Origin of the sequence: Nitrobacter sp. Nb-311A (assembly GCF_000152905.1) — a bacterium.
Lineage (GTDB): Bacteria > Pseudomonadota > Alphaproteobacteria > Rhizobiales > Xanthobacteraceae > Nitrobacter.
Window position 1 is genome coordinate 178256 of record NZ_CH672419.1, and the last position, 12292, is coordinate 190547.

General features: G+C 61.1%; 11 protein-coding genes. 4 read left to right on the forward strand and 7 right to left on the reverse strand.

Features of this window, described 5'->3' with window-relative positions; translation table 11 throughout:
• Positions 1-108 precede the first annotated feature (108 nt).
• A complete protein-coding gene (locus NB311A_RS15635; protein WP_040675542.1) occupies positions 109-1362 on the forward strand; it encodes a GNAT family N-acetyltransferase in 1254 nt (417 codons plus the stop codon).
• A gap of 79 nt (positions 1363-1441) precedes the next feature.
• Here the strand turns inward: NB311A_RS15635 and tsaA are convergent, their stop codons facing one another.
• From tsaA to rplM, 4 genes are all read right to left on the reverse strand, one after another.
• A complete protein-coding gene (tsaA, locus tag NB311A_RS15640; RefSeq protein ID WP_009799460.1) occupies positions 1442-1924 on the reverse strand; it encodes a tRNA (N6-threonylcarbamoyladenosine(37)-N6)-methyltransferase TrmO in 483 nt (160 codons plus the stop codon).
• Positions 1925-2015: 91 nt separating this feature from the next.
• Entirely contained in the window at positions 2016-2963 is a 948-nt protein-coding gene (locus NB311A_RS15645; protein WP_050752135.1) for a lytic transglycosylase domain-containing protein, read from the reverse strand.
• A 192-nt stretch (positions 2964-3155) separates the two neighbouring features.
• Entirely contained in the window at positions 3156-3632 is a 477-nt protein-coding gene (gene rpsI / locus NB311A_RS15650) for a 30S ribosomal protein S9 (protein ID WP_009799462.1), read from the reverse strand.
• A 2-nt stretch (positions 3633-3634) separates the two neighbouring features.
• Entirely contained in the window at positions 3635-4099 is a 465-nt protein-coding gene (rplM, locus tag NB311A_RS15655) for a 50S ribosomal protein L13 (RefSeq protein WP_009799463.1), read from the reverse strand.
• Between the two features lie 468 nt (positions 4100-4567).
• On the opposite strand from rplM, the gene NB311A_RS15660 reads away from it, so the two are divergent.
• Positions 4568-5845 carry an O-acetylhomoserine aminocarboxypropyltransferase gene (locus NB311A_RS15660; protein WP_009799464.1) on the forward strand — a complete coding sequence of 426 codons (1278 nt, stop codon included), beginning with the start codon at positions 4568-4570 and terminating at the stop codon, positions 5843-5845.
• 176 nt (positions 5846-6021) lie between these two features.
• Here NB311A_RS15660 and NB311A_RS15665 read toward each other — a convergent pair whose 3' ends face one another.
• Both NB311A_RS15665 and NB311A_RS15670 read right to left on the reverse strand, forming a co-directional pair.
• A complete protein-coding gene (locus NB311A_RS15665) occupies positions 6022-7269 on the reverse strand; it encodes a nitrate/nitrite transporter (protein ID WP_009799465.1) in 1248 nt (415 codons plus the stop codon).
• Positions 7270-7346: 77 nt separating this feature from the next.
• Complete coding sequence (locus tag NB311A_RS15670; RefSeq protein ID WP_009799466.1) at positions 7347-8426, reverse strand: COX15/CtaA family protein; 1080 nt, start codon at positions 8424-8426, stop codon at positions 7347-7349.
• A gap of 96 nt (positions 8427-8522) precedes the next feature.
• On the opposite strand from NB311A_RS15670, the gene NB311A_RS15675 reads away from it, so the two are divergent.
• Both NB311A_RS15675 and NB311A_RS15680 read left to right on the forward strand, forming a co-directional pair.
• Positions 8523-8729, forward strand: coding sequence for a DUF2842 domain-containing protein (locus tag NB311A_RS15675; protein ID WP_009799467.1), 207 nt, complete (start codon positions 8523-8525; stop codon positions 8727-8729).
• A 193-nt stretch (positions 8730-8922) separates the two neighbouring features.
• Positions 8923-10116, forward strand: coding sequence for a GNAT family N-acetyltransferase (locus NB311A_RS15680; RefSeq protein ID WP_009799468.1), 1194 nt, complete (start codon positions 8923-8925; stop codon positions 10114-10116).
• Positions 10117-10136: 20 nt separating this feature from the next.
• Here the strand turns inward: NB311A_RS15680 and NB311A_RS15685 are convergent, their stop codons facing one another.
• Positions 10137-12290 (reverse strand): exopolysaccharide transport family protein, encoded by a 2154-nt coding sequence (locus tag NB311A_RS15685; protein ID WP_009799469.1) that lies wholly within the window; start codon positions 12288-12290, stop codon positions 10137-10139.
• Positions 12291-12292: the final 2 nt, after the last annotated feature.

The following is a 12292-nucleotide window of genomic DNA, read 5'->3' on the forward strand; positions in this document are numbered from 1 at the left end:
GCCGGCATCATGTCCAACTCTGGCGTGGCTGGGTTCGAAATAATTCAGGACCCTGCGCAGGTTATCGCGTAAGGACCGAACATAGGCCGGGATCGGTTCAACCCCTCGATGTCATCACCTGAGCCGTCATCTGAAATATCGCTCGAAGCCATTGGATCCGTCAGCGAAATTCCGGCTGCGGACTGGGACGCTTGCGCCAACCCATCGCCCGTTCCTCGCGGAACGCCCGAGAGCGCGATCTCCGCGCCCCCTCAGAATTCATTTTCAAGTTCAAAAGGAGCAAACAATCCATTTGTTTCACATGCCTTTTTCTTAGCTCTTGAAGCGTCGAATTCAGCCTGCTCCCGAACCGGTTGGGGACCGCGCCATTTGATCGCGCGCCAGAATGGAGTGATCGTTGGCATCGTTCCTTGCTATCTGAAGTCCCACTCGCACGGCGAATACGTCTTTGATCACGGCTGGGCGAATGCCTACGAAAGCGCCGGTGGACGCTATTACCCGAAGCTCCTGGCCTCGGTTCCGTTCACGCCGGCCACCGGCCCGCGGCTTCTGATCCGCCCCGGCGAGCGCGAAGCGGATATCCGCGCCGCGCTGACGGGGGGCCTCGTCGGCTTGTGTAACGCAACCCATGCGTCATCGGTCCACGTCACTTTTGCCTGCAAGGACGAATGGGCGTTTCTCGCGGAGAACGGATTCCTTCAGCGCACCGACCAGCAGTTTCATTGGCGGAACGACGGCTATTCCAGCTTCGAAGACTTTCTCGCCAGCCTCAACTCACGACACCGCAAGGCGATCCGCCGCGAACGTCGCGATGCGCTGGCCAACGGCATCACCATCCATGTCCTCACCGGCAGCGATCTCACAGAGGAAATCTGGGACACCTTCTTTCAGTTCTATATGGAAACGGGCTCGCGCAAGTGGGGGCGACCCTATTTGACCCGATCGTTCTACTCCCTGATCGGGGAAAGCATGGACCGGAACATCGCTCTGATCATGGCCCGGCGTAATGGCCGCTGGATCGCGGGCGCCATCAACTTCATCGGCTCAGAGACGTTGTTCGGACGGCACTGGGGCGCCATCGAGCATCATCCTTTTCTGCATTTCGAGGTTTGTTATTATCAGGCGATCGATTTTGCGATCCGTCATCGCCTGAAAACCGTGGAGGCCGGCGCGCAGGGCGAGCACAAGATCGCGCGCGGTTATCTTCCGCAGACCACCTATTCGGCGCACTACATCGCCGATCCGGGGCTGCGCCGCGCGGTGGGTGACTATCTCAACCGGGAACGTCAATATGTCGCCGAGGCCGCCCGCGAGCTTACGGAGGCCGGCCCATTTCGCAAGACCGGAGACGGCGTCGCTTGACGCGGCGACAGAGCATTTCGCTTCAGATAAGTGACGAGTCGGATTCAACGCAGTTGGAAACAGACTCTGGCGGCAGCGTTCAGCCGGTTTCGGCATCGCCCTTCGGGGCTGACGCAAACTGGCAGCGGATCGGCTTGATGTCGAGCAGCGGGGTATCGTCGAGGCAGTCCAGTCCGCGCACCAGCACCGTGGAGCCCTCGATACCCACCAGCTTCACGATCGACGTTCCGATCGGATTGGGTCGCACCGGGGACCGAAGCGAAAAGGTTCCATGAGAAGTGCCGCTGCTTTTGGGAACCTGCAGCACGATGTCTCGACGCGACAGGTGAAGCCAGTAAATCACCTCGATGTTCTCGTACCTTTCGAGCCCCTGCAATGCCTGCTTCCATGGATCGAAAATCTCGAGGCGGCAAACCGGTCCGTCAGGCTGCCCTTGACGCGGCGTCTCTGAACGGCTTGTCCAGGGTGTTCGAACGCGACCGACGAATACCAGGCCGGCATCCGTTGGCGGCGGTGGCTCGACCGCGACCTCTCCCGCCCGGACTTCGTTTTCTCGCGCCATTGCCGTCGGCCCTCTTTTCCTGATCCGGGCGAGTTACCCGCCGCATTAGAAACAGCTTGCGCAGGCCGCAACAAGCCACCGCCTTGTCATTCTATCCTTTCACGCGCGGGTTTCGCAGCACCAGGCAAGCGCCACCGGCGCGCCGAATCCGGTTGCAGAGAACGTTCGCCTCCGTACGCGAATCGGCGCCGATCCGCACCTGATAGAATGTTCGTGTGCCGCGGCTGCGCCATATCGAGCCCAACAGACTTGGATCGCGGTCGCCGATCACAGCACCGAGCCGCCGGATGGCTCGTGCATACATCGCCATGACGCCGGTGCGGTTGAAGCCGCCCGCGAGCTGCACGCCCCACGGCTTGTCCGCCCCCAACTTGACGTGCTGTTCGAGCCCGGCAACAAAGGGATTGGGGGCGCGCTTCAACAGCGCAATCAATTCACGGCAGCCCGTCGCGCTTGAATGGGCCGGCAGTTTGCCGCTCTTGCCGGCCGCCGCCCAGTCCTCGACAGGCGATCCCGTGATCGCGACAACATAGTTGCGCGTCTCCGCCGGCATTGATCCCTTGCCGTCAAGCCAGTCCTGCAAACGGCGGGGGCCGGCGTTATAGGCCGCGGCCGCCAGTCCAAGGTTGCCGAAGCGACCGCGCAGCTCATTCAGATATTCCGCCGACTTCGGCAGGGCCTGCACCGGATCGAACGGATCAAGCAGCCGTCGCTCATTGGCCGTCCCAGGCATGAATTGCGCGATGCCCTGCGCGTGCTGACCGCTGCGCGTCAACGGTCCCACCGCGTCGGGCTGAAACCGGCTCTCCTGCCAGATCACGCGCGCGAAAAACTCCAGTGGCAAGCTCTCGGCCTTTGCCGCGGACTCGACCATCAGGCAAATTGCTTCGCGTGTGTCGTGATCGACCTTATCGGACTTGTCTGTCTTGTCTGCCTTATCCGACTTGGCGGCAGGCTGGGGGGTAGCCGCCGTCTCCGCGCACACTTTCGAAAAGGTCAAACCAGGCGCCACCAGAATCGCAGTCAATGCACAGCGCATCAGACCGGACAGGCGCGGGACGACGCCGGTTCTTTTCCACGACGGCAGCGAAGCCGGATACATTCTGCAAAGGTAACAGATTTCTGCAGAAATCTTCCATAGCCCCCTGCTCTGTCGGGAAAAATCGAGCGAGAGTTCGGAAGTTCGAACTCGACCTTCGCCGCCGGCTGCGGCGAAGGTCGAATCCACAAATCAACGCTTCGAGAACTGGAACGAACGACGGGCTTTCGCCTTGCCGTACTTCTTACGCTCGACCACGCGGGAATCCCGGGTCAGGAAGCCGCCCTTCTTGAGCACGCCACGCAATTCGGGCTCGAAGTTTGTCAATGCCTTGGACAGGCCGTGACGAACTGCTCCCGCCTGGCCGGACAGGCCGCCGCCGGCGACGGTGCAGACCACGTCATATTGACCGGCGCGCGCCGCGGCAACAAGCGGCTGCTGAATCATCATCCGCAGCACGGGACGCGCGAAATAAATGTCGACTTCGCGGGCGTTGACGAGAATTTTGCCGGCGCCCGGCTTGATCCAGACGCGGGCAACCGCATCCTTGCGCTTGCCGGTGGCGTAGGCACGGCCGTACTTGTCGACTTTCTTGGTGTGCGTCGGCGCTTCCGACTCGACCGGCTTCAACGCGGACAACTGGTCGAGAGACTGGATAGTATCGGCCATGATTATGCGGCCCTCATGTTCTTGCGATTCATCGCACCGACGTTGATGACTTCCGGCTGCTGCGCCTCGTGCGGATGCTCCGCGCCGGCATAGACCCTGAGATTACCGAGTTGCACGCGTCCCAGCGGGCCGCGCGGGATCATGCGCTCCACGGCCTTCTCGATGACGCGTTCCGGAAAGCGCCCCTCAAGAATAGACTTCGCCGTGCGCTGCTTGATGCCGCCGATGTATCCGGTGTGATTGTAATAGACCTTGTCGTCACGCTTGCGGCCGGTGAAAACCACCTTCGCGGCATTGATGATGATGACATTATCGCCGCAATCGACGTGCGGGGTATAGGTCGGCAGATGCTTGCCGCGCAGCCGCATCGCAACGAGGGTGGCGAGCCGCCCGACCACCAGTCCACTGGCGTCGATCAGCACCCACTTCTTCGTCACTTCGGCGGGCTTCGCCGAGAACGTTTTCATGTGAGAGATCCGTGAAAAAACCTCGGCGCCCACGCACCGAACCGGTGAGGTTTCTAGAGACCCGGCCTTCCCCAGTCAACGCCATTCAGAATGTATTTCTATGTATTTATCATCATCTTATGAAAATGGTTCCATATTACCTTCGAAATCTTCAAGTAGTCGGAATGGAATAGTCCCTGTGAGCGATTGGGATTGAACAGCCGTTTGCTGGGGCAAGCCGACGTGAAATCCGATGATCGATTGATCAGCCTTTGGATCAGCGAGATGTCTCGCCACGCCTCGACGACAACATATCCGCGGGACTTTCAGCAGAACAGGCAAGGGTCGGCCCGGCGGTCAAGCTAAAGCATCGTGGCGACCGTGGCGACGCACGCGGAAACAGCGAGCGTTATCTGGCAGCGCCTTGACGTCAACGCGCGATCCCATCAGCATCGGCGTCACATTACGACCGAGCAGACAGGACACGAGATGACCGATCGCACTCCGGGCTTCGCAACGCTTGCCGTCCACGCCGGCGCCAAGCCCGATCCGACCACCGGCGCGCGCGCGACGCCGATCTATCAGACTACCTCCTTCGTGTTCAACGACGCCGACCACGCGGCTTCACTGTTCGGATTGCAGGCGTTCGGCAACATCTATACCCGGATCGGCAATCCGACCAACGCGGTGCTGGAAGAGCGTGTCGCCGCGCTCGAAGGCGGCACTGCGGCGCTCGCGGTGGCGTCGGGACATGCCGCGCAGGTCATCGCGCTTCAGCAGCTCATGAAACCCGGCGATGAGGTCATTGCCGCCCGCAAGCTCTATGGCGGGACGATCAATCAGTTCACGCACGCTTTCAAGAGCTTCGGCTGGAACGTGGCGTGGGCGGACCCGGACGATGTCGCCACCTTCGAGCAGGCGGTGACGCCACGAACACGGGCGATCTTCATCGAATCGGTCGCCAATCCCAGGGGAGCCGTCACCGACATCGAAGCGGTCGCCGCGATCGCGCGCAAGGCGGGCGTTCCCCTGATCGTCGATAATACGATGGCGAGCCCCTATCTCATTCAGCCGATAAAGCACGGCGCCGATATCGTGCTTCACTCGCTCACGAAATTCCTCGGCGGCCACGGCAACTCGCTCGGCGGCATCATCGTCGATGCGGGCACGTTCGACTGGTCGAAAGACAACAAGTATCCGATTCTGAGCGAGCCGCGCCCGGAGTATCATGGAATCCGATTACAGGAGACGTTCGGCAATTTCGCATTCGCGATTGCCTGCCGCGCGCTTGGCCTGCGCGATCTCGGATCGGCCTTGTCGCCGTTCAACGCGTTCATGATCCTGACGGGCATCGAGACACTGCCGCTGCGAATGCAGAAGCATTGCGAGAACACCCAGGCGATCGCCGAATGGCTGGCGACCCATCCCGCGGTCGCAGCCGTCAACTACGCCGGCTTGCCCGGCGACAAGTACAACGCCCTCGCCCGCAAATATTCACCGAAGGGCGCGGGCGCGGTGTTCACGTTCAGCCTGAAGGGCGGATACGATGCCGGCGTCAAGCTGGTGTCGAAGCTCAAGCTGTTCTCACACCTCGCTAATATCGGCGATACCCGATCACTCGTGATCCATCCGGCATCGACCACGCACAGCCAGCTCGACGATACGGCGAAGATCAAAGCCGGCGCCGACCCCGATATTGTTCGTCTGGCGATCGGCATCGAGGACAAAGAGGACCTGATGGCCGACCTCGATCAGGCCATGGCGTAGAACGAAATGCATCAACGATAAGTTCGCCACGAGTCATGGCGGACTTCGTCCCGGACATCCAGGTCCTGTGTGCGGCATTTCCGGAAAGACGTGAATGCCCGGCATCAAGCCGGGCATGACGATTGGACTGAATATCGCCCGCTTCATGCAACGACGACAGCCCGAGCCTGACGCGACTACTTTGCCGCAGGCGATCGAATTTGTTCGCCCATGACCGGCGCTCGCCTGACTTCCGTCAGATAGTTGAGGGTCAGCGACACCCAGACGATGCCGTAAAGCAGCATGAAGCAGCTCGAGTTCACACCAAGCAGGTCCAGGATCGCTCCGAATATGATCGGCAACAGAAAGCCGCCCAGACCGCCCGCCATGCCGACGATGCCGGACACTGCGCCCATGCTGTCAGGGAAATCGTCGCCGATGTACTTGAACGTCGAAGCCATGCCGCAGGCAAAGACGATACCGAGCGTGAACAGCAGCATTGTAAAAAACCACGACGGCAGGGCGATGCGGAAGCTCAGCGGGTCGCGGATCGTGTGCACGATCAGATCGGTTTTGGGGTAAGACAGCAGGAACAGGCAGACCCAGGCGACCCACAGCACCCACCACGTCACGTTGTGGGCGCCGAAGCGATCCGACAGCCAGCCACCGAAAGCGCGGAAAGCGCCACCGGGGAGCGAGAAGCAGGCGGCGAGCAGCGACGCCTGCGCGATGGTGAAGCCGTACTCGGTCTTGAAGTATTGCGGCATCCAGATCGACAGCGCGGTGAAGCCGCCGAATACGATCGAGTAGTACTGGCAGTATTTCCAGACCCGGGGATCGCGCAGCACCGACAGTTGCTGCCACATCGACGGCACCTGACCGCCGACGCCGGGATCAGGCTTGGACAACATCCAGAACAAAAGCGCCGTGACCAGCAGCGCGACGGCATAGACCTTGGGCACCGTCTGCCAGCCATGGGCCGTGATCAACCAGGGCGCGACGAACATGTTGAGCGCCGCACCGACCGTTCCCGCACCGAAGAAGCCCATCGCGAAACCGCGGCTCTCCTTGGGAAAGAAACGCGCGATGTAAGGCGTGCCGACCGAAAACGAGGCGCCGACGAGGCCGAGCGCCAGTCCGAGCAGCAGAAACTGCCAGAGCGCGGTCGCATAGGCGGCAAGCCAGAGCGGGACCGCGCAGGCGACCAGTAACAGCAGCATGATGATCCGTCCGCCGAAGCGGTCGGTCCAAATACCCAGCGGCAAACGAAAGATCGCGCCGGTGAGGACGGGCGTCGCCGTGAGGAGACCGAACTCGGTCGAACCGAGCCCAAGCTGTTCGCGGATCGGAATGCCGACCACACCGAACATCATCCAGACCGCGAAACAGACGGTAAAGGCCCAGGTCGTGATGAGCAGGACCGACAGATTGCCAGATCTCGCCATTCCTCGCCCCGATCATGGCTCGCGTCGGCCGAATGGCTGACGTTCCGGCGTATCGAACCTGACTTATGATTTCGCCATCATGCCGCGACGCGCAGCCGTTGCCGTTCCAGCACTGTATTGCCAGCCGTCAGTCGTTCCGCCTGAACGACCGCAAGCGTCAGCACCAGGATCGCAACTCCCTGATGGACCAGCGCAAGCACGATAGGAACTTCATACAGGAGGGTGAGGATTCCAAGCGTTGCCTGTAGCGTCATTGCGGCCGCAAGCCAGAGCGCCCCGCGAACGACTCCGGCGCCTGCCCGCGACACAATCGCATCGATCGCATGCAAAACAGCAATCGCAAACAGCGTATACGCCATCATGCGATGCTGGAATTGAACCGTAAGCGTATTGTCGAACAGATTACGCCACCATGGCTGCTCGAAAAACAGTCGGGCCGCAGACGGAATGAATGATCCGTCAATGTCCGGCCAGGTGTTGAAGACTCGCCCTGCCCGCAGCCCGGCAACCAGCGCCCCGAAGTAGAGTTGCACAAACACCAGCGCCAGCAGAACGCCGCTGGTTACGCGCAAGCGCATTGACGACAACGCCGGCGGCCGATCCGACAACCGCCGCAGGGTCCAGACGATCGCCGAGAAAATCAACAGCGCCAGCACGAGGTGCGTCGCGAGACGATACTGCGAAACCTCGACGCGCTGGGTGAGACCGGATGCGACCATCCACCAGCCGACCGCACCCTGAAGCCCGCCGAGACCGAAGATGATCCAGAGCCGCCGCTTCAAATCCGACGGCAGCGCGCCACGCCACATGAACCAGAGAAACGGCAGCAGGAACGCGACACCGATAAAGCGTCCCAGCAGACGATGGCTCCACTCCCACCAGAAAATCGTCTTGAACTGGTCGAGCGTCATGCCCGCGTTCATCTCGCTATACTGCGGTATCTTCTTGTAGCCCTCGAAGGCCTGGGACCACTCCCCCTGCGTGAGCGGCGGCAAGGTGCCGGTCACCGGTTTCCACTCGACGATCGAGAGGCCAGATTCGGTCAGCCGCGTCGCGCCTCCGACCAGGACCATCGCGGCAATCAGCAGCGCCACGAACATCAGCCACCCGCGCACGGCGCGCAGATGGGATTCCTTTTGTGCGATCGGACGGGTCATCGAAAAAGCCGCGGTTGAAGGTATTTTTCGTGCCCTTTATAGTCCACCGCAGCCCCGGCGCAAGCCTCGTCCCGGTCAAGAGTTGCATTTTAGGGTATGCGGATACGCACTCGAAAGTTCCTCGGCACGATCGCTTTGCTGGTGCTGGTCGTCGTCTGGTCGCTGCTGGGCATGACGGTTGCACAAACGCCGTGGCTGGCGGCGTCCGGCTTCTACCAGGCGATCTTCTATGTCGTCGCCGGACTTGGCTGGGTCTTGCCGGCTATGCCGATCGTGAGTTGGATGGCGAAACCCGACGCGTGAAGCGCCGGTCGTCGTTTCCAGGCGCGAACGCAAGCCTGCGATCCGAACCTTTCTGCTCACTCGACTTCGACGCGAATGCCTTCGCGAACCGCCTTCTCGTCGCTCACATGTTGCCATTACTCTTTGTTGAGATTTTTTGTGCGAAAGTCCGACAGATCAAAAAGCTAACAAAAAGTTGATAACAGGCTCAGTAATGACCATGGCGGCTCTGATCGAAGGTCCGACCGCGAAGTCACAGGTGCGATCAGGCGAACGGCGCATCGCGCATCTCGAAATCCTTCAGGATCTGCGCGAAGCCGAGCTGATCTGGCGTAACCTCGAAGCGACGCAGCTTTCGACTCCCTATCAGCGATTTGACTTCCTGTCCGCCTGGCAGCGGCACATCGAAACCAACCAACAACTTCTGCCCGGCATTATCGTCGCCTGCGACGCTCAGCAACAGCCGCTGCTGCTGCTCCCGCTCGTAATCGGCATGGAAAGTGGCGTCCGTGTCGCACGGTTCATGGGCGGCAAGCATACCACCTTCAACATGGCGCTCTGGCAGCGGGAATTCGCGGCCTCCGCTACGCGTGCAGATCTCGATGCGCTGATTCAGGGAATCAGGGGACTTCCGACCAGAATCGACGTGCTGGCATTTACACGGCAGCCGCGGCGCTGGCGCGATCTCCAAAATCCAATGGCGCTCTTGCCGAACCAGCCCTCGGCCAATGGCTGTCCGTTGATGATATTGTCGCCGGGCGCCCCGCCGTCGGAGCGCATCAGCAACTCGTTTCGACGCCGGCTCAAGGGCAAGGAACGCAAACTCGAACCACTGCCCGGCTATCGCTATCGCGTGGCGTCGACGGACGCCGAGATCAAACGGATGTGCGATGCGTTCTTCACGGTCAAGCCGCTGCGGATGGCCGAGCAGAAGCTTCCGAACGTGTTCGCCGAGGCGGGCGTCGAGGATTTCCTGCGCACGGCCTGCCTGACACCTCTGACGGGTGGCGGGCGCGCCATCGAGATCCACGGCCTCGAATGCGACGCCGAGGTGATCGCGATCTTCGCCGGCGTCGCGGACGGACACCGCTTCTCGATGATGTTCAACACCTACACCATGTCGGAAAACGCCCGCTACAGTCCCGGCCTGATCCTGATGCGCAATATCATCGATCACTATGCTGAGTGCGGATACACCTCGCTCGATCTCGGAATCGGATCGGACGATTACAAGCGCCTGTTCTGCAAAAGCGACGAACCAATCTTCGACAGCTACCTGCCGCTCACCGCGCGCGGCAGAATGGCCGCCATTGGCATGTCATCGCTGGCGCGCGCCAAACGCTTCGTGAAGCAGACGCCGGCGCTGAAGCGATCGGCTCAGATGTTGCGCGGGATAATGCATCGCTGACGCCCCGCACCGGCGAACGATCAAGCCGCCTCGCGAGGTCCGGCCTGGACGCCCGAGCGTGGCGATGCCGGATCGAGCATCGTCACGATCGTAAAGCCGACAGCCTTGAGTTGGCTGCTCATCCGCGTCCGCGCATCGGCGTTCATCGACGGGTCGGGAATGACGATGGCGCGCGCCTGCTCCGTCAGGAGCTTCGCCGGGAGGTCGGTGGCGGTGCCTGCGACGAGCAGCACATGATCGTAGACGCGCAACAGGGCATCGAGTGCAAGTGCGAGACGCGGCGATTGCAGCAGCGAGCGATCGGCGTCAAAACGTCCAGCGCCGACAAGATGGAGCTGCGAGAGCCGGTCGCGGGTAATGACCTCTCCGAAAGATGCCTCGCCCCGCATCAGGTCGGCCAGCCCTGGCGCCGCCGCATCGACCGAAGTCGCCGACAGCGTCGACGATGACGGCGACAGGTCGACCAGGACGACTTTGGCACCATCGGCTAATAGTCGCGCAAGCCCGAGCGACGCGAGCATGATGCTCTCGTTCTGGCCGGCGCCCATGACCGTAATCTTGCGCGCCGCTTTGCCCGCCGCTCGCAAATCGCTAGCGAGACGATCAATCCCTACCAGATCCGCGGCTGGCGCGGAATCAATCCGGAACTCCCCTAACCCCTGCGTAGCAGGACGAACTGCAGCCTGCCCCCGCGGCGAAGTGATGCGCAGCAGCTCGCCGGTCGCGATGATCCCGGCGGTCAGCATCAGGGTCGCCAGCGTCGCAATCAGGACGATGGGCAACTTCTTCGGATAGGCTGGCGTGTTTGAGACGATGGCGCGCGAGATGATGCGGCCATCGGACGGCGCCGCATCGATGTTTTCGCGCGTGGTGGCTTCGCGATACTTTGCGAGATAGGATTCCAACAAATCGCGCTGCGCCCTGGCTTCGCGCTCCAGCGCACGCAGCTTGACGTCGTCGCCGTTGGAGGACGTCGCCAGCTTCTTCAACTGATCAAGACTGTTGCTGAGACTTTCGACCCGGCCGCTGGCGATACGGGCGTCGTTTTCCAGAGACCGCGAAATCTTGCCTGCCTCCTCGCGCAACTGGCGATCGAGATCCGCGAGCTGGGCCTTGAGTTCCCTGATCCGCGGATGCCGGTCGAGCAGGGTTGACGACTGCTCCGCCAGTTGCGCGCGCAACGTTACGCGCTGTTCGGAAAGGCGGCGGATCAGTTCCGAATTGAGAACTTCCGAGGCTTCGATCGGTCTACCGCTCTCAAGCATCCCGCGGATCAGTCGTGCTTTCGATTCCGCGTCGGACTTGAGCGCACGCGCGTTGTTCAGCTGAGTATTGAGTTCACCCAGTTGCTGGTTGGATAGCGACGTGTTGTTGGTGCCGATGAAAAGGCTGGATTTCGACCGGAAATCTTCCACCCGCGCCTCGGCATCGGCGACCTTTTTGCGCAGGTTGTCGATCTCTCCGGACAACCATTGTCCTGCGGCCTTCGCCTGCTCCTGACGAGCGTTCAGTTGCAGGATAAGATAGCCGTCCGCAATCGAATTCGCGATCTGGGCTGCGAGTTCCGGATCGTATGATTGGAACTCAATGACGATCACGCGGGATTTGTCGACGGCGTAGGCAGTCAACCGGTCGTAGTAGGCATCCAGAACGCGCTCCTCCGGCGTCATCCGAAGCGGGTCGCGGCCGATTCCGAACAGCGCAAGCAGCGATTTGATCGGCGACACGCCACGCAATACCGGATCGAATTCCGGATTCTCCGCAAGCCCGTTCTTTTTGATAACCTCGCGGGCAAGGTCGCGTGACAGCACCAGTTGAACCTGGCTGGCGACAGCTTCCGGATCAAGCGCGTTGCGTTCGTCGTTCCGCTCGCCGCTCGGGCGCAAGAAAACATTTTCACGTCCATCGATCAGGATGCGGGCTTCGGACTTGTATCTGGGCGTGATCAGATTGACGATGAGAAGCGAAAGCGCGAAGGCGAGAAGCGTCGGGATGATGATCAAGCGCTTTTTGCGCAGCAGCACCCGCCAGATGGAGCGCAGATCAAGGTCACTGAACTCCGGATCGGGCAGAGTTTCGGACGCCGCAGGAACTGGCGCGGATACCATCGCTTCGGATTTAGTCCCGAGATCCGACATCTTGTTCTTGACGGCACGCCAGAACGCAAATCGCATTG